The sequence below is a fragment of the Gilvibacter sp. SZ-19 genome, assembly GCF_002163875.1.
Classification (GTDB): Bacteria; Bacteroidota; Bacteroidia; order Flavobacteriales; family Flavobacteriaceae; genus Gilvibacter.
This window is the reverse complement of record NZ_CP019333.1, coordinates 1,046,800-1,069,167: the sequence shown is the minus strand read 5'-3', so window position 1 is coordinate 1,069,167 and position 22,368 is coordinate 1,046,800. Positions and strand designations below refer to the sequence as shown.

Below are 22,368 nucleotides of genomic sequence, written 5' to 3'. Positions count from 1 at the left end.
CTTGGCCATTCGATTTTAAGAAGTTTTTCCATCATTTGATCGATTAGAAATACACTAGCGTAAAAACGCTATTCTTTTTTGCTACCTTTAGGTAAATCAACAATATTCAAATAAAGACAATGAAAAAATGCTACTTAACGCTGATAGCAATGCTAATGGTTTCGGCCAGTTTATTTGCTACAGCTTCGTCTGCCCCAATTGACGATGATTGCACTCCAGATGAACTCAACATTGGAGGATCCATCATTCCTAACAATTCGCTGTACGCGATCACTTTTGTGGATGCAGCCTTTAATTTTGGGCGATTCAGTTATTTCCCAGAATCTGATGGCCTGTTTTATGACGCAGGGGCAGCTTTAAATATCGCAATGTCGACGCCATTTGCTATGGATTACAATCCGGCAGACGGTTTGGTCTATGCCATTTTAGATAACGGCAGTGGAACCAGAAACTTTCACATTTTGGATCCAGTATCTGGTTCTATCACAGACCTAGGAGCCGTAGTTTCTTCTAGTGGAGCTACTAACCCGAGCGCCATGGCTATCGATTCAGACGGAGTGGTTTATATTACCTTCGGTTCTGGCGCAATTGAGACTTACGATCCCGGGACAGGAGTTGCTACACTTTTAGGAACCTTGCCTGCGGCAGGAGGAGCCGGATTGACCTACGATTTTGACAATGACCGTTTAATATACGGCGCAGGTACTAGTAATCCTTCTATATGGGACATCAATCCAGATACAGGAGTGGCAACCTTTTTGTTCAACATTACCATTCCTGGAGCTTCGGGTTCTTGTACGGCCCAAGCAGTGCAGTATGTGGGTAATAACAAGGCGATCTCTTCTTCTACTTTTGACTGCGGAATCATTTATACCATAGATCTTTTAACAGGAGCCACGGTAAGCCTGGCAGATCCAAACCCTTTCGATGGGTCGGTCAAGCAATTCGCATACATCAATGCTTCTACCCCGAGCGGCCCGGAATGTAACGACGCTACGGTAGAGGTACAATCAGATCTTTCCATTCCTTTCAATGGTGGTACTGTGACCAATGCGATCAACAATCTTTACGCCATCGATCTGAACGCCACTGGCGGGATAAATGATGTACACCTATACAACTACGATCCGCTTACGGACGATATCAGTGTTAAGACCCCAGTGGTTACCAGTACGGGTACAGACCAATTCTTTGCCATGGATTATCATCCGATAGAGAATCAGGTCTATATTTTACAGAACAACGCAAGTGCGCGTTCACTCTTCACCTTTGATCTGGATACGGGCGCTACAACTTTAATTGACGCTATGGTATCGCCACTTGGAGATGTTCAGGCGCAAGACATGACCTTTGGTAGTGACGGAGCGCTTTACGTGACCTTCCAATCTGGAGAGATAGGTTTGTACGACTTAAGCACCGGAACTATGAATGCCTTTGCCGATGTGGGTACAGCCGGAACTGCCGGAGGTGTTGGTTTAACTTACGATTTTGAGAACAGCAGGCTGCTGCACGCTAGCGGAACAGCCAATATAGACGTAAATGCCATTTCTCTGGCCGATGCTTCGGTGAGTTTTGTGGTTTCCTTTACGGTACCAGATGGTGGCTGTGGTGGAACTTCTCAAGGGATCGAATATGTAGGAGGCAATAAAGTGGTGAGCTCCACAACTTTTGGCTGTGATACGGTCTATACGGTAGATTTAGACACGGGTGTTGCTGTAGCAATTCGAAACCCTGCTGCAGACGATGGTTTCGACGTTCGAATTAAAGACCTTATGTACATTGGAATGGACGTGAGTTTATCTCCGGCTGCCTTTGTTTGCGATGATATTGGAGTGAACACTGTGGATGTAACCATCACCGATTACGCCGGTAATGTTTACAACTGTACTGCTACGGTGACCATTGAAGATCCTAACAATTTCTGCGGACTTTCTGTAGACGAGTTCGATGCAGCTCAGGTAGTTATGTATCCAAACCCGGCAGGAGACGAGCTGCAGATCCAATGGAATGCAAATGAGCCGCTAGAGGCCATCACCATATTTGATATTACCGGAAAGCAAGTCCTCAATGTAGCGCTGAATCAACAAACGGGTTTAAGTGTCGACGTTTCTGAACTGGCCGCTGGTCTTTACTTGGTGAAATTCCAAAGCAGTGCAGGTACTGCTGTACAGCGTTTGATAAAGCAATAAATTCAATAGTTATAGACAAAGAAAAGGCTCCAGAATTGGAGCCTTTTTTATTGTTCGGAATCTAAATATTCGTAGATGAATTCTCCGCGCAGGTATTGCACATTGCGCAAACTGTCTGTCCGATAGCTCGTGCGCTTGGCGTTTAATGAAAGCCCGGTCTTTTCTTCGTATACATCATTGCGGATGTAGCTAAAACTGCCGTTATGTAAAACTAAAGCAGCTTCTAAGCGATAGTTGTCTTGGTTAAAGTAGTACTTCCATTTGGTTCCTTCGGAGCCGTCTTCTTCTGTATAGGACAAACCAACCACATAGACTGCCAGACCGTCTTCTAAAACCTCGTCCGGATGTCTTTTAAGCAGCTCAGCGTCTGCCAAAAGTTTATAAGGCTGGCAGAGGGTATAGGGAGCGGTGCGTAAACTCTCCTTATAACGGATACTATCTGCAGCGGTAAGGTCAAAATTGGCTTTGATACCCCCAGTGGAATCCAATTTAAAGGCTTTCAATTGGGCGCCATCTAACCAGCGCATACTTGCCGGCAAGTCCTTGTGTAATGGATGAGTATAGGCAATGTTCGATTCAGATTCCAGACTTCCGTCTGGGCCGTAAAGTCTGGTCGTTTTTAGATAGCTGAGCTTATCAGTAGCTTCCCAGGCCGCTATGCCGCCATGGTATTCCATACTCTTTATGACTATGGTTTCTGCGGATTCCTCCGCGCAGGAAACGCAGCCTACTAGCACAACCAAAATCCATCCAAAAACCTTCATGAGTATTATTTAGCGTAGACCGGCCCCAGTTCGCGGAGCATGATCTCTGTGATTTCTTCTATCCCGAATTTGTGTTCCCAACCCCAATCGTTGCGCGCCTCTGAATCGTCTATGGAGTTTGGCCAAGAATCGGCGATCTCTTGTCTAAAATCCGGATCGTAAGAGATCTGGAAATCTGGGCGGTGTTTTTTGATCTCGGCCGCTAATTGCTCCGGAGTAAAACTCAGTGCAGCCAAATTATAGGAACTGTGAACTTTGATCTGTGACCTCGGCACGTTCATAATGGCAATGGTTGCCCGAATGGCATCTTCTATATACATCATAGGTAGCTCCGACTGTGCATTCAAGAAAGATACATAGCAGTCGTGTTTGAGCGCCTTGTGAAATATGTCTACCGCATAATCGGTGGTTCCGCCACCAGGAGCAGTTTTATAACTAATAAGCCCTGGATAACGGATACTGCGTACATCTACCCCGTATTTTCGGTGATAATATTCGCACCAGCGCTCGCCGGCAAGCTTGCTAATTCCATAGACCGTACTGGGCTCCATCACGGTTTGTTGAGGGGTGTTATTCTTAGGAGTCGATTCCCCAAAAACTGCAATACTCGAAGGCCAAAACACCTTTTCGATCTTGCCGTCTTTGGCCAGATCCAAGACATTGAATAGGGAGGTCATATTGAGTTGCCAGGCCTTTGCCGGGAACTTTTCGCCAGTGGCAGAAAGCATGGCCGCCAAAAGATAGATCTCGGTGATCTCATACTGGATCACTACGTCTTCTATCTGGCTGTAGTCGGTAGCGTCTATAACCTCAAAAGGCCCTTGGGCCATCATCTCGTCGTCTGCTTCTTTAATATCGCTTACTATGACTTTCTTTGCGCCGTATTGCGCGCGTAGATGCGCAACGAGTTCGGTTCCCAATTGTCCGCAGCCACCCAGGACCAGGATACGTGATTTTAACATACTCGGTTTAAACTAAGGAAGTATTTATTTGGTTGTACAACCCCAAATAAGGAAGCTGCAAAGCAAATATAAGCAGAATAATACTCTCCCATCTGCAAGGGGCATTTATGTTTTTTTCAACATATTTGGGCGGACTAATTAGTTATATTTGCGAGGAATATGCAGCGCAGTCTCTACATTTTGGTTGGTTTGATGGGTTTTGCCCTGCTTTGGGCGTGCGATTCTCAAAAAGGACAACAACAAGAAGAAGACCCGACCAAACAAGACAGTACTTCATTTTATGGCTCGGCTAGCGTGAAATTGCCACAGATCAACTCCGCAGCTATTGCCATTGTGAACGACTGGTCCATTTTTGATGACTTTGAGAACGAACTTGTGGCCATGAACACCCTTTCGCTCTCAGAGATCAGATCGCGTTCAGAGCGCTTGGTGAGTTATTCTGATTCGCTGGCCAATACGGTACCCGACACACTCTCTGAGCAGAGTGTGATCTCTCGGATAAACGTTTTGCAAACGCGCGTAAAACTGCTGGACCAAGCGATCAATAGCGAACGGCCAAAATCCGAAGCAATTAGCACCTGCTTTGACGAACTCAATACCTCATTGGCCAATTTGAAAGTGCGTATTAACGAGAAACTGCTAAAAGATCGTATCGATCTAGACAGAAAGGAAAGTGAAGAAGAGGAGCGCAAAAAACAAAAAGCGATCCTGGATTCTATCATTGCGGCCGAAAACCAGCGATAAACGTTAAAGCGTGTAACGTTTTGCGCTGAAAACGGTCTTATATCCACAAACTAAGAACAAATCAATAAATCAACTTCTATGAAGCGTATGTATTTGCTAGCCACTGTAGGTGCTTTTGCGAGCATTCTCCTGGTTAGTTCGTGTAAAAACGAAAACGATATGGCTCAAAAGGATGATGGCCCACACGGGATCATTCTGGCCAATATGGACACCACGGTGTCTCCTAAAGATGACTTTTACAATTATGTGAACGGAACTTGGCTCAAAGAGACCGAGATTCCAGGTGACCGCTCTACTTGGGGCGGATTCAGCGTTTTGCGTAAATCTACCGATGCCGATGTATTGGAACTTATTGCAGAGGCAAAAGAAAGTGGAAAATACAGCCCAGAGACCGATCAGGCTAAGGCGATCTTTCTCTTTGAATCCAAGCTGGACACTGTAGCTCGTGACGCTGCCGGGATCACTCCGCTGCAACCTGCCTTAGACGAGATCGACAGCATTACCAACTTAGACGAATTGCAAACCGTTTTGGCAACTAATCCTGCAGTAAGTGCTCCTTTCTTGGCCATGCAGGCCTTTGGAGATTTCAACGATTCTTCTATGAACACTTTCTACGTGAGCCCAGGAGGAACCGGATTGCCAGACCGCGATTACTACCTTTTACAAGACGAGAAATCTAAAGAGATCCGAGAAGAGTACAAGAAGTTCATCACTAAAATGCTTCAGTATGTAGGAGACGATGAAGCTACTGCTGCAGCTGCTGCAGAGAAGATCTTGGCCATGGAGACTCAATTAGAAGAGCCTCGTTTAGACAAAGTAGAAAGCCGCGATGTTCGCAAGTTGAACAACCCGCGGACTTTTGCCGAGCTACAAGCCATGTTGCCGTCTGTAAATATGGACAAGCTTATGGCAGACATGGAAGTGCCTGTTAAGATCGAGGAACTGATTGTTCTAGATCTAGATTATATGACTGCTTTAGAAGATTTCATGAAGAACACACCAATTGAAGACATCAAGACCTTGGTTAAGTGGACTACCTTGAACAACGCAGCCAATATGCTTACTACGGAGATCGAATACACCAACTGGGAGTTCTATTCCAAGTATTTGAGAGATACCAAAAAACAGCGCGATCCTAAAGAGCGTGCTTTGGCTACCGTAAACAACAATGTGGGAGAGGCGCTAGGTAAGCTTTATGTAGACGCTAAGTTCCCGCCAGAGGCTAAAGCTAAGGCAGAAGAGATGATCGCCAATGTGATCGCTGCTTACAAGCAACGTGTGAACAATCTGGAATGGATGAGCGACAGCACTAAGCTCAAAGCAATAGAGAAACTAGATAAGTTTACTGTGAAGATCGGATACCCAGACGAGTGGGAGGACTATTCTGAATTAGAGATCAAAGAAGACAACGGTTATTTTGCCAATATGCTCGCTGTTAGCGACTGGGCAAGCAAAAAGAACCTAGCCGATATTTACCAACCGGTAGATCGCAGTGAGTGGGGAATGGCGCCACAGATCGTGAACGCATATTTTAACCCGCTGAACAACGAGATCGTATTCCCGGCTGCAATTCTACAACCGCCATTTTACGACTATTTGGCCGACGATGCCGTGAACTACGGAGGTATCGGAGCTGTTATCGGACACGAGATCTCTCACGCCTTTGACGATTCTGGAGCTCGTTTTGACGGCGACGGAAACGCTGTAAACTGGTGGACCGAAGCCGACTTGGAGCAGTTCACTGCTCGCGGAAAGGCCTTGGCAGATCAGTACAGCAAGATCGAGGTGGTAGATTCCGTATACATTAACGGAGCCTTTACCCTTGGTGAGAACATCGGTGACCTTGGTGGTGTACTTGGTGCTTATGACGGCCTACAAATGTATTTTGAAAAGAACGGACGTCCGGAGAACATCGATGGATTTACTCCGGAGCAACGCTTCTTTATGTCTTGGGCAACGGTATGGCGCACTTTGGCAAAAGACGAAGCTTTGCGTACACAAGTACTAACAGACCCACATTCTCCAGGGCGCTACAGAGCTACCCAGCCACTATTGAATATCGATGCTTTCTATGAGGCTTTTGATATTAAAGAAGGTGACGGCATGTGGCTTGCTCCAGAAGATCGCGTGCGAATCTGGTAATTGCCAAACGACTTAAAACAAGAAGGCCTTCCATTTTGGGAAGGCCTTTTTTATTTACTGCGGAGCTATACTGTCTTGAACACTAGGAAGCATCTCTGTTGTATTAAAGCGGTCTTTGGTAACCACCGCATCTTTTACAACAAAGGGCGAAGGGATCATCGCCGCACTGCGCTTGGGGATCTCAAATTCAGGCCGATCTAGCAGATCATAAGAATAAGATAAGAACTGAAATTCCGGCATTTGGGCGTCTGCCGATTCAAATGCTATGGTCAGTGGGTCGCTGTCGGTTATCAGATATACACCCATAAAATTAGAGCGTCGCTTGGGCCATACAAGGCCACTACTGTCTGCGGCAATGGTTTGTCCGTTGTAAGCCAAAGCCTTGAAGTGATAACTGGTATCTGCATAAATGCTAATGCGCTGTAGGTTTCGCTTTGGTTCTAGTGTAAGTGTAAAGCGGTTGGCATTTAGGGTGTCTGCCGTTAAGCTGCCCTCTAGGCTTGCAATATTTGCGTTCTGGACGAGCTTTCCATAAGAGTATCCGGTATTGTATTTGCTCCCTGCCACAGAGCTAACCAGAGAATCTGCAGCCACAGGATCATCGCCTAGAACAGCGCTAGTCCACTCATCAAGAATGCCGTCGTAAGTGAGCATATACGCTTCTTGCTCCGGATTATCCTGATAATAGACCAATGAGTTCGGCTTGGGTCGTTCTTCTGACCAACTGCTCTGGGTATGGGCGGTGATCAAAAAGATCAGCAGGAAAAACAAGCTGACTTTCCAGAGATATTTATTAAACGGAAAGGCTCCGGTCACAGCAGCGATAAGGCCAAACAACAGTGCGGTAAATACAACACTGGCAACCAACATCTCTAGCCCTAATCCCACTGGGAAAAACTGTACCAAAGGGCTAAAGATAAGCACTGCAGGTGCCGAAAGTAAGGTGATAAGCAGCGGATTGGCCTCCGGATATTTTATTAGATATGCCAGTATAAAGAATCCGAAGAAAACAGGAATGATAAAATAGGCGGCTCCTGGCAGATACAATGCAATGGCCGTATTGATGATCATCCACAATACCAGTGGAACGATCATGAGATTCGCTCTTGAGATTCCCTGACAAAAACGACTGTAAAGCCCAAAGCAAACGGCCAAAGTAAGCATGACAAAGGCTACAATATAATAATGCCCATTGTAGGTAAAACCGTGTTGAATTTCGCCGTACTGCGGATACACTTTATACAGGAGCCACATGAGCCCTTGTGTCAAAAGCCCGGCAACGATCAAAGTGAGTAAGAACACCCCGCCAGCCTTGGCCCAAACCTTGCCTTGTAGTGCTCCTTTTTTGGTACCCCAAAGCAACAGGCCTAGGAGAATGAACCATCCCAATAATACCATAGGCAGTATCCAAGAGAAGGGATAATTTATAAACTTCACCAGCGGCAGATTCACATAGACATGATCTTCTTCCGCTTTGAGACCTTCCAGATCCGCATCGGCAAAATAGCTTAAAAGCGGCATCAAATAAGACCCTTGATGTTCTAAAGAATTTCTGTCTAGATTCTCGTAGTTGTCGTTAACGGTATGGTAGTCGTAATGATCGTCTATAAAGGCAAAAAAGAAACTGTCAATGTCACCATCTTCTCTAAAAACAGTACTATCTGTATCGTTGGGCAACATTTTGTAAATGCTATACATTAGTGAACTGGCCACCGGATAATCTGGATTGGCTTCTGCAAAGGCTTGGATGAGGTTTTTGTTGCCGCCATTGGTCTCCACGATCATGTTGGACGGGCCTCCGCTTCCGCGAGCTTCGAAGTTCAAAACCAAGCCTACATCTTTGGCCCAAGGGTGTTGATTCACAAAAGTGGATGCTCCGTTTAGACCCAATTCTTCAGAATCCGTAATACAAATGATAATATCGTTTTTCGGAGTTTTTCCGCTGGCCAAGAATGCGCGGACGCTTTCTAATATGGTCACCACTCCGGAACCGGCATCGCTGGCGCCGTGACTGTAACTCTGGGCGCTGTCGTAATGCGAAAGCAGCAAGAGTGCTTTTCCGTCTCCACTACCTGCAATACGAGCCAAAATGTTCTTGGGTTTAACCAGTTGCCCCCAATTCTGATTCAGATCGTAGGCTTCTTGCACACTGGCTTCTAGGCCTAAAGCCTCGAGTTGAGAGACGATATAGTCTCGGACTTTTGCGTGTCCGGGAGATCCTAGATAATGCGGCTCCGCAGCGATCTCCTCTAAATGCACTAAGGCTCTAGCGGTCGAGAATTCGGTTTCTGCTGCAGATTCATCAGAGATTTTTGTGGGCATTAAGCTGTAAAAACTGTACCAAACCAAGCCAATGAGCAACAGTAAGGACAGCAGGTGGGAAGTGCGTTTCATCAAATTTGTTTAAGTGGTCATACTGCGGATTTTAACCGCATTGCTTAAAATTAAGATAAATAATTGGTTTCCTCCCTTTGCTGCTTTCCCGTAACCGACTTTAGCTAAATAATTGTATATTAGGATAAAACAGTAAGATCATGGCCATTAAAAGTTACATTGCAAGACGCTCCAAACCTGTCAAAGGGTCGGCCGAAAACATTCGTGTTTCGGACTATATGACTCGCAACTTGATCACTTTTCGGCCCGATCAACCGGTGCTAGAGGTAATGAACACCCTTATCAAACACAAGATCTCCGGAGGTCCTGTTGTCAATGATAAAGGAGAGCTTGTCGGGATCATCTCGGAAGGCGATTGTATGAAACAGATCAGCGAGAGTCGCTACTACAATCAACCTATGGATAATATCACGGTAGAAAAGCATATGGCAACCGATGTAGAAACCATAGATGGCGATTTGAATGTATTCGATGCCGCTCAGCGTTTCATCAATTCCAAACGCCGCCGATTTCCTATAGTCGAAGATGGAAAATTGGTAGGGCAGATCAGTCAGAAAGATGTGCTTAAGGCAGCCTTGCAGCTCAAAGGGCGAAGTTGGTAGGCTTATCGCTTCGGTAATACTTTTAAAGCTTTAGGCAGATCTGTCACTATAAGACGCTGTCTAAAGTTTCCACTAAGCTCTAGCAATCGGGAATAATTATAACCGGCTATGGGCTGTTCTAGACGTTTCCAACGTCCAATACCCTTTACCACAACTTGTTCTCCAGGTTCCAGAACGGCTTCCTTGTAGCGCAAGGTCTTGTTGGTATTAAAAAACCAGGTTTTACCGTCGTATCCTTGAGATTTCAAATAGGAGGTCATGGCCGCGCTCGGTTCTGTAGACCAACCACTGCGTTTGTTGTGATCTACAACCAAATGAAACATCAATGCGCGCTTGTCGTGAGCACTGATGCGCGCTTTTTCTCCACCTGATGCCAGATAGAAGTCGCTGTATTTTAGGTCGTTTATTACCGTATGCCAGCTTTTATCTCCTTTGCGTTCTACGATTATGTGATAGTAAACACAAGGTCTTTTACTCAAAGGAGCGATCATAGGCTCATCCACGGGTTCCACTACGCCGTGTAGCCTCACATATTCTTTCTCTTTTACGGTATTTATGGGTTTGGAAGGACTTTTTTTGAGCTCGCGTAAGATTTTGTTCTTCTTGCTAAAAAAGTACCCCACGCCTAAACTGGTCAGTACGATTACTATGAATATCAGAGGGATAGCTAAATCTTCGTTCATGAGTGGACTATTGGCGTTTTACCAATGCAAAATAATCGTTTTCTAACGGTAAATAGCCTTGGTCGTACACAAAATAGTAAACCCGCCCTGCCTTGGTGGTGTAGATTCGGGTGTAGAGATTGAAATTGAATCCCAGCTCTTGCAATTTAGATCTAGAGGTTTTGCTTTTTTGCTTCGGATTGAGACTATTCAGTATCCGCCAATTGCGCATCAAGGAATTATTGGTGTTGCGAATGGTCTTGGTGTTTGCCCTATTGATCCGATTGTTGTGGTTATTTCTACAACCGTCATCACAGAATTTCTTGTCCGAGCGCCCAACTAAGACCGCTCCACATTCCAGACATGCTCTTTCCATTGTTTCATTTTTAATGGGGGAGCTATGTGAAAAATACGGAATTATGTATTTGCTCATGACTTGATTTCTGGCAGACTTGCTTCAATTTATAAATGCACACTATTATCCGACAACAAATATTTAGAAACAACTACAATTAAGTGTAAACGAAATTCAACCGACTCGGTGCTTTTTGGGTCTCTATGTTTGCCCTGTCGGATCATGGTGGTTCGATAGACTTAACTGTTAACCTTTAAATTAAATTATTATGAATGCACTTAGAAACAAAGTACAGTTGATCGGAAGACTTGGACAAGAACCAGAAGTTTTAACCTTTGACGACGGCGGTAAAATTGCCAAGTTCTCAATGGCTACAGACGACAGCTACAAAGACAAACAAGGCCAAAAAGTGGAACGAACCCAATGGCATAACATCATTGTTCGCGGAGGCTTGGTCAACATAGTAGAGAACTACGTGACCAAGGGGCAGGAGATCGCTATAGAAGGCAAGCTCACTAGCCGTTCTTGGGACGACAAAGATGGGAACAAACGATATGTCACCGAAGTCATGGTGAACGAACTACTGCTTTTGGGCAAAGCCTAAATCGGCTCCCCAAGCGCTGAGGGGCAGTCTTTGGACTGCCCTACATTTTAAAGCGTTCTCTCATTTCGCGCTCCAAAGCTTCTCGATGTGAAGGGTGAGCAATAGAGATCAGTGCGCTTGCGCGTTGTTTTAAGCTTTTACCGAATAAGTTCACTACGCCATACTCGGTTGCCACATAATGAACATGGGCACGAGTGGTGGTGATTCCGGCACCGGGCATCAATTGTGCTGTGATTTTTGAATCGCCTTTCTTGGTGGTGGAGGGCATAGCGAAAATAGGCTTGCCTCCTTCAGATAGAGCGGCTGCACGAATAAAGTCCATCTGACCACCCACACCAGAATATTGATAAGTTCCAATAGTATCGGCACAAACTTGACCAGTAAGGTCGATCTCTATGGCGCTGTTAATTGCGGTAACCTTTGGGTTCATCATTATTAAAGCGTTGTTGTTGGTGTAAGCAGCTTCTTTAAAATGAACAGCGGGGTTGTCGTCTACATAATCATAAAGCGCTTCAGAACCCACAGCAAATGTGGTTACAATCTTACCGCGTTTGAGTTTTTTGTATTTGCCATTAATCACGCCATTTTCAATTAATGGTAAGATCCCGTCGGAGAACATCTCTGTATGAATTCCAAGATCTTTATGCCCTTGTAGATTATGCAACACTGCGTTTGGAATACTTCCAATGCCCATTTGAAGGGTAGCGCCATCTTCTATCAAGGCAGCGACATGTTCACCTATCTTTTGCTCTACCTCGGTAAATGCAGGAGCCTGTGCAGTGTGAATTGGACGATTAACAGCTACGGCAACATCAATTTGGCTAACATGAATAATTCCATCACCATGTGTTCTTGGTACCTGCGGATTAACTTGGGCGACCACTTTTTTGGCGTACTGTATAGCTGGGTAGGCAACATCAACCGAAACCCCAAGAGAACAATAACCGTGTCTATCAGGAGGTGAAACTTGGATAAAGGCTACATCTAAAGGGAGTAAACCTCGTCTAAAAAGCAGGTGAATCTCGCTCAAGAAAATAGGGATGTAATCTCCTTTGTTAGCATTCACACCTTTGCGAACATTAGGGCCCACAAAACAGCTAAATAAATTAAAGGCTTCATTACATGGCGCCTCCATGTAGCGAGCAGGACCATCGGTATGTATTTGAACAATATCAACATCCCGAAGTTGTGCATGTCTTGCACAAAGGGCATCGATAAGTTCATTTGGGGTCATGGCTGCACCTTGAAAAAATATACGGTCGCCAGAATTAACAACAGAAACTGCTTCGTGAAGGTCAACAAACTTTAGAGAAGATCTCATCGGCTGTATTTTTAATTACAGCTGCAAAGTTGCAGGCTTTTGAGGCATTGAGTTATGATAAGTGTCATATCTGTGCAATCCATTTATAAAAAAACCCCGACTTTCTGGCCGGGGTTTTCCATCAACTAACTAAACACACCTACTTTACAGTTAGGGTATACTGTGGTGTTTTGTTAAGCGGGCAAAAATACACGTACTCTCCAGCTTCTAAATGCACAACATTGGACTTTTCGGTAGCTCCTTCTGCCACAACTTGCGTTACATAAGCCGCTTTGATGTGGTTGTCAGGGTTTGAGGCATCGGCACCTTTTGGTACTAATACAAAACCAACATCCACTCCGGCCTTGTTATTGCTAATGGCAAAAACATAATCTCCGGCTTTTAGTTCCACTTGCTGTTGGGTGAATTGCCCTTTTGTTTGCTCTAGGGCAACAATTTGTGCCTTGTCGTTCATGGTTTTCTTCATGCTGTCTTGTGCTTGGGTAGTAAGTCCAGCACCGAAAACAAAGGCTAATGCAATTAATAAATTTCTCATAGTTTCTATTATTTTTTAGGATTGGGTTATTAAACAGTTTCTAAGGCCAAAGGCTGGGCTGCAGGGAAGTCTACCGCTACATCAGTGGTTTTGTGCAGGTAGTTTGAGATGGTTTTGTCTCCAACGAGCACTATGGTGTCTACCAAATTCTCTTTGGTGTAACCGGCATTGAAAAATTGCTCTAATGCAGCATCAGAGGCTGCTCCACGATTTTCGGTAATATCCTTCGCTAGGTTGGCCAATGCAGCCAATTTGTTGTCAAACGAAGCCGATCCTCCGCGCAGTTCTAAGATCTGCGCATCGTTAAAGCCGTTCATCTTGCCAATAGCGGTGTGGGCAGCCAAACAGTAATTGCATTCGTTGACCTGACTCACCGCCAAGTTCACAACTTCTTTCTCTTTAGCAGAAAGTGAAGTTTTGCTGTTGGCAAGTGTAAGGTAATTTCCTAATGCATTTTCGCTATGGGCGTAAGTGGCATATAGGTTCGGCACAAAACCAAGCGCAGCTTGTAGCTTGTCAAAAATGGCTTGATTGTTTTCACTCACTTCTTCTCTAGTGGGTACATTAAATGATCTCATTGTATTTCGATTTTATGTTTGTAATTAATTTGATAGGACAAAATTGCTTGAAAACTAAGCGGCAGACCATGTATAAAACTCCTTCGATCATGTCAAATATTCCTTTAATTAGATCGAGGTGCGCATGGTGCCAAATGGTCTTTCTGCCTCACAATAGAAGTCGTGGTGGCTCTTTACAGCACAATGCTCTTTTGAATTAAATTTTAATGATTTGGCTTTATTTCTATTGAATTTGGTAGAAATAAGCTCAAAAATGGACGGAATCGCTTTCATATCGTATACTTAATTGTTCGATACAAAGATGCGATCAAGAAAGCTTTCGGCTAATGCAAATGCTTCCCTGTGGCTTGTATATTATTCCCTTACTGGGTGAGGGTGTGGATGTGGTTTGCCTTAAATGCAGATGGAGGCATACCCGTATGCTTTTTAAAGAGCTTACTCAAATGTGCCGGATCGTCAAAACCGAGTTCGTATGCAATTTCTTTACTGCTCAGATCGGAATAGGTCAACAGACGTTTGGCTTCCAACACTATTCGCTGATGAATTATCTGCAAAGGCGTATTGTTAAACTTTGAGAAAGAATTGGCCAAGGTCTTTGGCGATTTGAACATTTGCTCGGCATAGAATTTTACCCCGTGTTGCTCCTTAAAATGTAATTCAACCAACATATTGAACTTTCGCAGCAGGTCGGACTTTTTCTTTATTTGCTGCGGATGGTCGGCCTGATTGAGCAGCCTTGTGGTCTTTATTATAAATCGCGCGAGTAACATCCGGAGCATTTCTGCTTGAACGCGATCTTTATTGTTCATCTCTTCTAAAAAGATCTGATGTAGTAATTCAAATTTTTCTACTTCTTCTGCCGCCAGGCTCACCACCGGAATATAATCGTTACCAAAGAATAGATCTCCTGCACAACCCACAGTTTTGTCGTGGTCTTTAATACAGTAGAATTCTCTATTGAACTGGTAAACTCGGAGTCCTTCTCCACTAACAAATTGGAAATATTGAATGGGGGTAAGGGCCAAGATCTGATTTGGTAAAAGTTTTACGGGCTCGCTGTCTACAACAATCTCGACCTCCGATTCCATTGCCCAGATAAAGGTGTAATATCCGATGCGCTCTGGGGAGTCAAAGCTGGTGAGGTCGTTGGAGGCGCCTATTCTAAATACGGCGTTGGTGGCAAATTCGGTAAAGGTGGTGTTGTTCATAAACAAGTTGTCTTAAAACAACACCGTTACTTACAGTTTAGGACAAAAAAAGAGACAGCCCCCGCTCAAGTTGTTGAATCGACAACCCGAGTCGGGGACTGCTAAAAAAAGCGCTAAAGTTTAGTTACAGCTTACAGAACTTATTGTGGCGGGCGCACAAATTATATTCCCTCCTGTCGCTCTGAAACAAGTCTCATTGTAGACATAATTCAGATCGAATTCGCCCATATCGTTCCAGCCTCCTGCACCGCATTGCCATTGGGTTTGTACCTCAACATCGTGGGAGCCACTTGGAGGAGTTCGACTGGCAGAATTGTCTTGATTCACCTCAACCCAAGGCCCGTTGTAAATAGTGGTAGAGTTCTGTGCTCTCCAACGCAAACGAAAACGAATGTCGTGGAAAGAGTCGTTAGTTACTTTTATTTCTTCGTGATTGAAAGGAAGACTTCCACACTCCTCAACAGTGTAATCTGTCGTATATCCCATTTTGGCTAAGGTGTTGTCTTTTAGGTAGCGGATCGTGTAGGCGATAGGCGCTCCTGGATTTGTTCTGCTATAAATAGCGTTATCTCCGGTGATGATATAGCTCAAACTTCCCGGGCCATCTTCAATGCTGGCTGCATCTACAGCACTTGTAGCCACTTCTGCATTACCACCTATGGTGATGATACTGATACTTGAATTTTGGAGTACCTCGTCAAAAGAAGCGGCAACAGTTCCGGTAGCGTTGTTCAGGCCTGTTCCGTATTCTAGCGCGGCATCTAAATTAATGCTGGTATCCATATTTGTAGTTTCCATGCGTACCATGATTATACGGCCGTAGGCAACAGACGAAACATAAGCCGGGGGAGTGTCTGCGTTCATGATGGTCTGTACTTGTTCCAGAGTTACATCAGTGCCAAATACAGCCGCAGGAGAAACAGGAGTGTCCATGGTTACGGTATAAAAGACTTGTTTAAAAGCTATGGAAGCCACTCGCTGTTCTGTGTTGGATTCATATTCGAATTGTGCGGCAACAGAGCCGTTTGCCCATTCTGCATTTAGTCCAATGTCAAAGCTCAGTTGGGTAGAGGAGTATGAGGTTGCCGATTGATAGGTAGAATTGGCCTCGTTCACATAACCTTCTTGATACGCATTGGCGTTCCACCATTCTAAGGCCACATCGAGTTCGGCATCCACATTGGCAAAACTCCCTGGGTCGTCAATTATAAAGTTTCCGTTCTCTCCTATCCCTGGAAGATCCACACGCATTTGGGCAGGAGCGCGGTCCACAGCGAAAGGTGTTGGTGCTCCATCGAGCATGGTTCCGTTACCTACAACTAGTGCTCCGGGATAAATAACGCCTTCTGTAGGTCTCAGAATTGCGATCTGATCAAAATTAGAATAAAGGTCATATCCAGTAGTGGTACATCCGGTTACAGTTCCTTGTACAGGAGAGCCCGGGTCAGTGTCCGTAAAGGTTTCTTCTCTGTAGCTGGCTAGGCCTCCGGTCTCCTGTACTTCTAGCAGTTCGTCTGCGTTGTAGGATAAGGAAAATAGGTATTCGTTGATACTGTTCGCGTCTGGAGTTACTCCAGGCAAGCCGTCTTCTTCCTTGCTGCAAGAAAGGATCAAAAAGAAGCATCCTAAAAGCAGTGGAAAAAAGTGTCTAGTGGTTCGTGTAGTTTTCATTTTACTGGTTTTTGATTCAACAGGGTCAAAACTAGAGGCGGTGCTTCTAACCTCCTAAAAATCAGTATGGACAAAGCATGGACAGGGGTAAAATTTTTTGCCTAAAGGTGCCAATACAATTAAAAGCGTAACTTTCTTGGAGAAGCTCACTCTTTAAGGCAGAAATACTAGGCAGTCATACTAAATAACCACAGATGAAAAACACGCTCAAAAAACTGATTCGTCCGGTTTACCAACACAAATGGTATCAGGACGCCCTCTTCGCACTACCTCGAATTGTAGGTGGTTTGTTGTTGACTATTGATTTTGGAAGTAGCAAATTCGGAATGCCTTGGTCTCCACCAGACAAAGAGCTGGGACTCTTTGAAGTGGTCGATTGGTTCCCAGAAGATGTCAAAGCCTTTGGTGGAATATTTGCCTTGGCACCAACTTTTTTTGCTTGGATGGCAGCTGCCTCTGAAGCTATTGGTGGCGTGTTTTGGGCTTTGGGACTCAACACGCGAATGACATCCTTCTTAATTATGTGTACCATGCTTACTGCTATTTTCTTTCAGAAATGGGGCGAAGGTACATGGGGAATGTTACCGGCTATGGGCTTTTTGTGGATCGCTATTTTTACCTTGGTATTGGGCTCGGGCAGATTTGGTCTAGACGCTTTGATCGCCAAGCGATTCGACCGCAAGTAAGCACTTTCAAAAAAAGCATTACAAGAGAGTAGTTTAGGGGAAATAAAGCGGCTCAGGCGAGTCATTTACTTTATTCTTTTTAGTAATTTGTCGTACTCTTATGGCAGATACCCTCAATCTATTAATCGCCGCTTGCCAAAAAGGAGACGAGCGCGCCTTTCAGCAGTTGCACAAGCAATATGCACCGGCTATGTTAGGGGTTATTGAGGCTATTGTTTTATCTCCGGAAGTGGCTCAGGAACTCTGCCAAGATGTGTTTTTAAAGGTTTGGAGTCGTTTGGATACTTTTGATCCGCAGCGAGGTCGTTTTTTTACATGGATCTTGAATATTGCCAGAAATACAGCCATAGATCATTTGCGATCTCGATCTGCCAAAGAGCAAAAACAAAACCTAAATCCGACTAGTTTCGTAGATATATTTGGAGGCAGTAATGCTTTTGAGGGTCAGACAGATGCGATCGGCTTAGCAGCCTTTGTAGACGCATTAGAAGACCGTTGTAAAAACCTGATTGATCGTTTGTTCTTTAAAGGGTTCACGCAACAGCAAACAGCAGAAGATTTGGACATTCCCTTGGGAACAGTCAAGACTCAGATAAGAAAATGTATTAATACACTCAGAAATACTCTAGGTATCAACTGATGGATATAGATAAGTACATAGCATCCGGAATTTTAGAACTCTACGTAAGTGGAGCGCTCCCTGCTGCAGAACAGGCAGAGGTCCATGCTTTGGTGCAAAAACATCCAGAACTAGAGGCAGAAGCTGCTCGCATTGAGCAGGCCTTTAAAGCTATGGCCATTGCAAGAGCTTCGGTTCAGCCTATTGGTACTCCACGCGTTATCGGCAAGACCAAATCCAGTCCAAAATGGTTCACTTACGGCGGTTGGGCAGCGGCTACACTTGCCACTATTGGTTTGATTAGCCTTTTTGTAGAACGCTCAGAACTTCAACTTTCTGTAGAACAACTGGAACAGCAGGAAATCCTGTTAGAATCTGAATTAGAATCCCAACGCGCTTCGAATATTTTAACCGCTGCCTTACTAGACGCGCTTCGCGCACCTGGTGTTGAAAAGATACCATTGGCAGGGCAGGGGAATTATGCCAACACCTATGCTGCAGTTTATTGGAACGCGGAACAGCAAACCTTGTATTTAGATGTAAACGGACTACCTGAAGCTCCACAGGGTATGCAGTATCAGTTGTGGTCTCTAAAGCTCGATCCATTAAGCCCGCAGAGTTTGGGTGTATTGGAGCAGTCTAAAGACGACCTGAATCTTTACGTTATAGAAAATGAGTTCGACACCGAGGCTTACGGGATCACCTTAGAACCAGAAGGAGGTAGTGAATCTCCAACCCTGGAGAACCTTTACGTGTTAGGAGCTGTCAGCACTACACCATAAAAAAACGCCCGCTACCTTTCGGCAACGGACGCATAACTAACCAACATAACTAGAAAAACGCCTTGAATTCAGGCTAAAGTGACATAACCTCACGTTTGCTCTTAGGTCCAAGTTCAAAGCTGGCTTCCAAAAGTTCTTCTTTAATTTTTGCTGCGGAGGATAGTTTTCCGGCAGCTTTTAATATTTGAGCCGAATGCAATAAGAGCACAGGTTCTTTAGATTTCCCCCATACCTTATTTTCTGTCAATGCAACAGCCTTATCCAGATCCCCGCTTAAATAATAGATCCACGCGAGTAGATCGTAAGTTTCTGGAGTAGCCCGATGAGCCACCTCGGCTCTGGCCAAATCCAATGCGGTGTCGTATTGCTGAAATTCTTCGGCCAAAATACTAGCCAAAGGCATGCGGTAGAGTACTTCTAGCCCTTGGGAAGCCACCTGCTCTATAAAAGTATTGTGTTGTTGCAATCGCTTTTTAGAATCTCCCAAGTGATCATAAATGTCTGCGCTCAACAAGAGCAGATCAGGGTTGGTTTCGTATCCCTTTATAGATTGAATTATTTGCAAAGCCTTTTTAGGCTGATTGTCGTGGGCAAAGGCGATATAGGCTATACCCTTTTTTGCATATACGCTGCTCGGATCAATTCTTAAGGCTTCTAAATAAGCCTGATATGCTTTTTTAATGGTTCCGGCATGGCCGTAATAATCTCCCAGGTTAGTGATCGCCCAAAATTCCAGCTTCTCGTTGTTACGTTGCTGTGCCCAGTCGTGGACTTGTTCTAAAAGGTAAATAGCCTCACTGAGCTCGCCTTTATAATCATTCCATTTAGAGAGTCGGATCAAATAGTCTACGTTGCTTGGGTCAGCTAGGTCTTCTAAGAGTTTTTCTGCCTGATCATACTTGGCGAGTTCCATGGCAACATCGAACTGCATCAATTGCGTAGCCGTTAAACCTTCGCCTAATTTTTCTGCTTTGAGCAAAAGCGATTCAGCTTTTTTAAACTCATGCAGACTTATGGCATTTTTGGCTGCGGCCCTTAAGAAAGAGGCCTCTTTATAATGCGTTTGCTGGTTTACCTGGTCCCAAAGTGATGCTGCTTCAAAAAGCTCGTCAAATGCACCACTTTCTGAAAAGCTCAGACCATAAGCCCCGGCAAGCTTAGCCTTGTAGCTAAACTCACCAGGAGACTTGTCCAGTTTGGATTGCCAAAAGGCGATGTCCTCTTGCAACCAAGCTGAGGTCCGGGGGGCATTTGTCAAACTCGTATCGATATCTTGCAGATCCGCTATGGGCTTGTTCTTTGGGATCAATGTATAGATCAGTATCCCAATAGCGAATATGGCAAGTCCAATTCTTGTTCTCATTTTTTCTGGTTTACCAAGGAGCTGCTAAATAGGGGAACGAGCTAGAGAAAGCTGCGTCGTTAGCATCTACATTGTCATTAGATAATCCTGGATTTTCCATAAAATCTTCACCACCAAAGATCAATAGCAATTCAACGGTGATCACGTCGTCTGCCAAAGCTCTTCCTGTCAATACGTTGGTGCCATCAAAAAAGGTAGTGGTCCCGTCCAGGCTCACATTGAGCACATCTGTGGCCAATAATGAAGTAAAGGTTTCTGCATCCAAGCCTAAGGCATTGGTGTCTCCAGGATTCGCATAAGCTGGACTTAAAGCCATCAGGTTCGCCTGAAACATAGCCTGAAAAGCTGCTTGCTGCTCTGAAGGGATAGTGGTATTAAAACTGTCTTTAGAAGCCGAAGAAACAAATACAGTATTCACTGCTGGTCGTCCCATTTGGTCGGACTGAGAAAAAGTACCTGTAAAGTCTGGTTCCGGATCCATCATCACACCGTCATCGTCCATCATCATAGGATTGGTGTTGTCGTCGTCGTTTGAGCAGGCTGCAAATACAACCAAAAGCGCAAAAAGGTATATAAACTGTTTAATTTTCATGATCTGTGTTTTAATTATTGTTTGCTATTTGCGGTCACCCAATAGTTAATAGTGCCGCTTCCGCCGAGCATGCTTTTAGGTAGCTCAACTACTACCGAGAGTACATTGGTTCCGGCAAAGGTGTCGCTTCCCGGGTTGTTGAACTCCGTAGCATCTCCATTGACTATTGCAGTGAATTGGGCAAAGTCCATAAAGAAAGGGTCGTCCCTTGGGCCGGCAAAAAACTGCATCCCGGCATTAGTAGCGGTAATGGCTGATTCCCCGTAAGGAGTGATCATCACAGATGAGGCTGTGGCATCTACGGCAACGCTACTGTTAAGGCCAGTACTCGCGGGGGCAGTCGGACCAAAAAAATACATAGTGCCATCTCTTGGAATAGCCTGCAAAACCTGATCTTCTACCGCATCTCCGTCCAAGTCAAAGTTGAACTCTATCAAAGTGTTCTCGTCAAACTGTGCGGCTGCGGTTGCCCCTGGACCTAGTAGTCCTTGCAGGTTAGCTACAAACACTATATTGTTCGTATCCTCACCCTCAAAGGCATAAATGTCCGTAATGTCGGTGGTCTGTCCTTGGACTGCCGGCGCGTCAATATGATCTGCAGCGATAAGTCCGATAGAAAGCAGGCCCAGACAGATCAGACCGTGCTTAATTTTGAAATTTTTCATTTGTTTTGATTTTGGTATACACCCTACTTACGCAAGCCCAGTCTCTTTGGTTTTTCTTTTTGCACTTTTTTTTAAAAATTCTTTCTCGTAACTTTTACAAAACAGCAAAAATGCCCACTCCCATTCAGTCCATACATCTTATTGCGCAGTACTTAACGGCTGCTGCTATTTCTTTTTTAGAGCCCAAAGAAGACGACAGTCACACCAACCTCGGTTTTGTTAGACAAGCGGCACGTTTAGAGACTCACCCTTTAAATAGTGCAGGGCTTAAATTGTGTTTTAGTTATGCTGACTTTACATTGCTGTGGATGGGAGACGGCCTAGAGGCCATTTGCGAATTGGATGGAAAAACACACGCCCAAGTTTTGGATTGGCTCACCGAAAGTGCAATAGGTTTAGGTTTTGAAAAACCTTATAAGTACAATTTTCATTACGAGTTGCCGTATTCATGGGCCAAAGATGATAAGCTGTCTACTCCGGGTAGTGCGGCCTTGAATCAACTGATCAACCAGCGCCGAGCGGCGCAGATTGCCTCGGAAGCATTTGCCACTTACTTAGGCAAGCAGGTCGCGGTCCGTGTTTGGCCACACCATTTTGACACTGGGGCTTATCTCACTTTAGACTCCGGATTGGGTGTCGGCTGGGGAATGGCTATTCCAGACGAGGTAGAAGCTCAAATGTATTTTTATCTAAGCTGCTACAAAGACGGGCAATCCTTTTTGCCAGAAGATGTTTCAGAGCTAAACCAAGGTCGCTGGCACAGAGACGGTTTTACAGGTGGTGTTTTGGCCTTAGCAGATGCACAGACCGACGGCTTTTCCTTTTTCAAGGAAGCCCTTGAGTTAATTAGAGGCAACTAACTCCTCTGGAGAAAGTTTCACAAAACCTTGACAGTTATTGCTCCTTATTTCGACTCATATGTTTTAACTT

General features: G+C 44.8%; 22 protein-coding genes. 9 read left to right on the top strand and 13 right to left on the bottom strand.

What is annotated here, in order from left to right; genetic code table 11:
- Positions 1-119: 119 nt before the first annotated feature.
- Entirely contained in the window at positions 120-2,189 is a 2,070-nt protein-coding gene (locus BTO09_RS04890; RefSeq protein WP_087523701.1) for a T9SS type A sorting domain-containing protein, read from the top strand.
- 47 nt (positions 2,190-2,236) lie between these two features.
- On the opposite strand, the gene BTO09_RS04885 is transcribed toward BTO09_RS04890, so the two are convergent.
- Positions 2,237-2,953, bottom strand: a complete 717-nt coding sequence (locus tag BTO09_RS04885; RefSeq protein WP_157663425.1) for a hypothetical protein — start codon at positions 2,951-2,953, stop codon at positions 2,237-2,239.
- 5 nt (positions 2,954-2,958) lie between these two features.
- Complete coding sequence (locus BTO09_RS04880) at positions 2,959-3,915, bottom strand: NAD-dependent epimerase/dehydratase family protein (protein WP_087523699.1); 957 nt, start codon at positions 3,913-3,915, stop codon at positions 2,959-2,961.
- A 159-nt stretch (positions 3,916-4,074) separates the two neighbouring features.
- Between BTO09_RS04880 and BTO09_RS04875 the strand changes: the two genes are divergently transcribed.
- Positions 4,075-4,659, top strand: a complete 585-nt coding sequence (locus BTO09_RS04875; protein ID WP_087523698.1) for a hypothetical protein — start codon at positions 4,075-4,077, stop codon at positions 4,657-4,659.
- Between the two features lie 78 nt (positions 4,660-4,737).
- Positions 4,738-6,801 (top strand): M13 family metallopeptidase, encoded by a 2,064-nt coding sequence (locus tag BTO09_RS04870; RefSeq protein WP_087523697.1) that lies wholly within the window; start codon positions 4,738-4,740, stop codon positions 6,799-6,801.
- A 54-nt stretch (positions 6,802-6,855) separates the two neighbouring features.
- Here BTO09_RS04870 and BTO09_RS04865 read toward each other — a convergent pair whose 3' ends face one another.
- On the bottom strand, positions 6,856-9,195 hold the full coding sequence (locus BTO09_RS04865; protein ID WP_087523696.1) for a M28 family peptidase: 2,340 nt from the start codon (positions 9,193-9,195) through the stop codon (positions 6,856-6,858).
- A 140-nt stretch (positions 9,196-9,335) separates the two neighbouring features.
- On the opposite strand from BTO09_RS04865, the gene BTO09_RS04860 reads away from it, so the two are divergent.
- Complete coding sequence (locus tag BTO09_RS04860; protein WP_087523695.1) at positions 9,336-9,797, top strand: CBS domain-containing protein; 462 nt, start codon at positions 9,336-9,338, stop codon at positions 9,795-9,797.
- A gap of 2 nt (positions 9,798-9,799) precedes the next feature.
- Here BTO09_RS04860 and BTO09_RS04855 read toward each other — a convergent pair whose 3' ends face one another.
- Positions 9,800-10,480, bottom strand: coding sequence for a hypothetical protein (locus tag BTO09_RS04855; protein WP_087523694.1), 681 nt, complete (start codon positions 10,478-10,480; stop codon positions 9,800-9,802).
- 7 nt (positions 10,481-10,487) lie between these two features.
- Complete coding sequence (locus BTO09_RS04850; protein WP_087523693.1) at positions 10,488-10,835, bottom strand: hypothetical protein; 348 nt, start codon at positions 10,833-10,835, stop codon at positions 10,488-10,490.
- Positions 10,836-11,082: 247 nt separating this feature from the next.
- Here BTO09_RS04850 and BTO09_RS04845 point away from each other — a divergent pair, with 247 nt between their 5' ends.
- Positions 11,083-11,418, top strand: a complete 336-nt coding sequence (locus BTO09_RS04845; RefSeq protein ID WP_087523692.1) for a single-stranded DNA-binding protein — start codon at positions 11,083-11,085, stop codon at positions 11,416-11,418.
- Positions 11,419-11,458: 40 nt separating this feature from the next.
- Here the strand turns inward: BTO09_RS04845 and BTO09_RS04840 are convergent, their stop codons facing one another.
- The 5 genes from BTO09_RS04840 to BTO09_RS04820 form a co-directional block, all read right to left on the bottom strand.
- Complete coding sequence (locus BTO09_RS04840) at positions 11,459-12,739, bottom strand: acetyl-CoA hydrolase/transferase family protein (RefSeq protein WP_087523691.1); 1,281 nt, start codon at positions 12,737-12,739, stop codon at positions 11,459-11,461.
- Positions 12,740-12,878: 139 nt separating this feature from the next.
- Entirely contained in the window at positions 12,879-13,274 is a 396-nt protein-coding gene (locus BTO09_RS04835) for a cupredoxin domain-containing protein (protein ID WP_087523690.1), read from the bottom strand.
- A gap of 29 nt (positions 13,275-13,303) precedes the next feature.
- The gene (locus BTO09_RS04830; RefSeq protein ID WP_087523689.1) at positions 13,304-13,852 is read right to left on the bottom strand and encodes a carboxymuconolactone decarboxylase family protein; all 549 of its coding nucleotides are present in this window, start codon (positions 13,850-13,852) and stop codon (positions 13,304-13,306) included.
- Between the two features lie 362 nt (positions 13,853-14,214).
- Positions 14,215-15,060, bottom strand: a complete 846-nt coding sequence (locus BTO09_RS04825) for an AraC family transcriptional regulator (RefSeq protein WP_087523688.1) — start codon at positions 15,058-15,060, stop codon at positions 14,215-14,217.
- 120 nt (positions 15,061-15,180) lie between these two features.
- Complete coding sequence (locus BTO09_RS04820) at positions 15,181-16,731, bottom strand: thiol-activated cytolysin family protein (RefSeq protein ID WP_087523687.1); 1,551 nt, start codon at positions 16,729-16,731, stop codon at positions 15,181-15,183.
- 194 nt (positions 16,732-16,925) lie between these two features.
- Between BTO09_RS04820 and BTO09_RS04815 the strand changes: the two genes are divergently transcribed.
- From BTO09_RS04815 to BTO09_RS04805, 3 genes are all read left to right on the top strand, one after another.
- On the top strand, positions 16,926-17,417 hold the full coding sequence (locus BTO09_RS04815; protein ID WP_087523686.1) for a DoxX family protein: 492 nt from the start codon (positions 16,926-16,928) through the stop codon (positions 17,415-17,417).
- Between the two features lie 100 nt (positions 17,418-17,517).
- On the top strand, positions 17,518-18,057 hold the full coding sequence (locus BTO09_RS04810; protein WP_087523685.1) for an RNA polymerase sigma factor: 540 nt from the start codon (positions 17,518-17,520) through the stop codon (positions 18,055-18,057).
- On the top strand, positions 18,057-18,818 hold the full coding sequence (locus BTO09_RS04805) for an anti-sigma factor domain-containing protein (protein ID WP_087523684.1): 762 nt from the start codon (positions 18,057-18,059) through the stop codon (positions 18,816-18,818). Before BTO09_RS04810 ends, BTO09_RS04805 begins: the two co-directional genes overlap by 1 nt.
- Positions 18,819-18,891: 73 nt before the next feature.
- On the opposite strand, the gene BTO09_RS04800 is transcribed toward BTO09_RS04805, so the two are convergent.
- The 3 genes from BTO09_RS04800 to BTO09_RS14610 are packed head-to-tail and all read right to left on the bottom strand — an operon-like array spanning position 18,892 to position 21,438.
- On the bottom strand, positions 18,892-20,181 hold the full coding sequence (locus BTO09_RS04800; protein ID WP_087523683.1) for a lipopolysaccharide assembly protein LapB: 1,290 nt from the start codon (positions 20,179-20,181) through the stop codon (positions 18,892-18,894).
- A gap of 10 nt (positions 20,182-20,191) precedes the next feature.
- Entirely contained in the window at positions 20,192-20,773 is a 582-nt protein-coding gene (locus tag BTO09_RS14615; RefSeq protein WP_087523682.1) for a DUF4331 family protein, read from the bottom strand.
- A gap of 14 nt (positions 20,774-20,787) precedes the next feature.
- On the bottom strand, positions 20,788-21,438 hold the full coding sequence (locus BTO09_RS14610; RefSeq protein ID WP_087523681.1) for a DUF4331 family protein: 651 nt from the start codon (positions 21,436-21,438) through the stop codon (positions 20,788-20,790).
- Positions 21,439-21,548: 110 nt separating this feature from the next.
- Here BTO09_RS14610 and BTO09_RS04785 point away from each other — a divergent pair, with 110 nt between their 5' ends.
- Positions 21,549-22,298, top strand: a complete 750-nt coding sequence (locus tag BTO09_RS04785; RefSeq protein ID WP_157663424.1) for a hypothetical protein — start codon at positions 21,549-21,551, stop codon at positions 22,296-22,298.
- Positions 22,299-22,368 lie beyond the last annotated feature (70 nt).

What these genes read in the sequence shown, in the direction of transcription:
- BTO09_RS04855 (WP_087523694.1), bottom strand. Translation starts at nt 10,480, where the DNA reads ATGAACGAAGATTTAGCTATCCCTCTGATATTCATAGTAATCGTACTG.
- BTO09_RS04870 (WP_087523697.1), top strand. Translation starts at nt 4,738, where the DNA reads ATGAAGCGTATGTATTTGCTAGCCACTGTAGGTGCTTTTGCGAGCATT.
- BTO09_RS04880 (WP_087523699.1), bottom strand. Translation starts at nt 3,915, where the DNA reads ATGTTAAAATCACGTATCCTGGTCCTGGGTGGCTGCGGACAATTGGGA.
- BTO09_RS04890 (WP_087523701.1), top strand. Translation starts at nt 120, where the DNA reads ATGAAAAAATGCTACTTAACGCTGATAGCAATGCTAATGGTTTCGGCC.
- BTO09_RS04815 (WP_087523686.1), top strand. Translation starts at nt 16,926, where the DNA reads ATGAAAAACACGCTCAAAAAACTGATTCGTCCGGTTTACCAACACAAA.
- BTO09_RS04805 (WP_087523684.1), top strand. Translation starts at nt 18,057, where the DNA reads ATGGATATAGATAAGTACATAGCATCCGGAATTTTAGAACTCTACGTA.
- BTO09_RS04835 (WP_087523690.1), bottom strand. Translation starts at nt 13,274, where the DNA reads ATGAGAAATTTATTAATTGCATTAGCCTTTGTTTTCGGTGCTGGACTT.
- BTO09_RS04820 (WP_087523687.1), bottom strand. Translation starts at nt 16,731, where the DNA reads ATGAAAACTACACGAACCACTAGACACTTTTTTCCACTGCTTTTAGGA.
- BTO09_RS04865 (WP_087523696.1), bottom strand. Translation starts at nt 9,195, where the DNA reads ATGAAACGCACTTCCCACCTGCTGTCCTTACTGTTGCTCATTGGCTTG.
- BTO09_RS04860 (WP_087523695.1), top strand. Translation starts at nt 9,336, where the DNA reads ATGGCCATTAAAAGTTACATTGCAAGACGCTCCAAACCTGTCAAAGGG.
- BTO09_RS04875 (WP_087523698.1), top strand. Translation starts at nt 4,075, where the DNA reads ATGCAGCGCAGTCTCTACATTTTGGTTGGTTTGATGGGTTTTGCCCTG.
- BTO09_RS04885 (WP_157663425.1), bottom strand. Translation starts at nt 2,953, where the DNA reads ATGAAGGTTTTTGGATGGATTTTGGTTGTGCTAGTAGGCTGCGTTTCC.
- BTO09_RS04830 (WP_087523689.1), bottom strand. Translation starts at nt 13,852, where the DNA reads ATGAGATCATTTAATGTACCCACTAGAGAAGAAGTGAGTGAAAACAAT.
- BTO09_RS04845 (WP_087523692.1), top strand. Translation starts at nt 11,083, where the DNA reads ATGAATGCACTTAGAAACAAAGTACAGTTGATCGGAAGACTTGGACAA.
- BTO09_RS14615 (WP_087523682.1), bottom strand. Translation starts at nt 20,773, where the DNA reads ATGAAAATTAAACAGTTTATATACCTTTTTGCGCTTTTGGTTGTATTT.
- BTO09_RS04825 (WP_087523688.1), bottom strand. Translation starts at nt 15,060, where the DNA reads ATGAACAACACCACCTTTACCGAATTTGCCACCAACGCCGTATTTAGA.
- BTO09_RS04850 (WP_087523693.1), bottom strand. Translation starts at nt 10,835, where the DNA reads ATGGAAAGAGCATGTCTGGAATGTGGAGCGGTCTTAGTTGGGCGCTCG.
- BTO09_RS14610 (WP_087523681.1), bottom strand. Translation starts at nt 21,438, where the DNA reads ATGAAAAATTTCAAAATTAAGCACGGTCTGATCTGTCTGGGCCTGCTT.
- BTO09_RS04810 (WP_087523685.1), top strand. Translation starts at nt 17,518, where the DNA reads ATGGCAGATACCCTCAATCTATTAATCGCCGCTTGCCAAAAAGGAGAC.
- BTO09_RS04785 (WP_157663424.1), top strand. Translation starts at nt 21,549, where the DNA reads ATGCCCACTCCCATTCAGTCCATACATCTTATTGCGCAGTACTTAACG.
- BTO09_RS04840 (WP_087523691.1), bottom strand. Translation starts at nt 12,739, where the DNA reads ATGAGATCTTCTCTAAAGTTTGTTGACCTTCACGAAGCAGTTTCTGTT.
- BTO09_RS04800 (WP_087523683.1), bottom strand. Translation starts at nt 20,181, where the DNA reads ATGAGAACAAGAATTGGACTTGCCATATTCGCTATTGGGATACTGATC.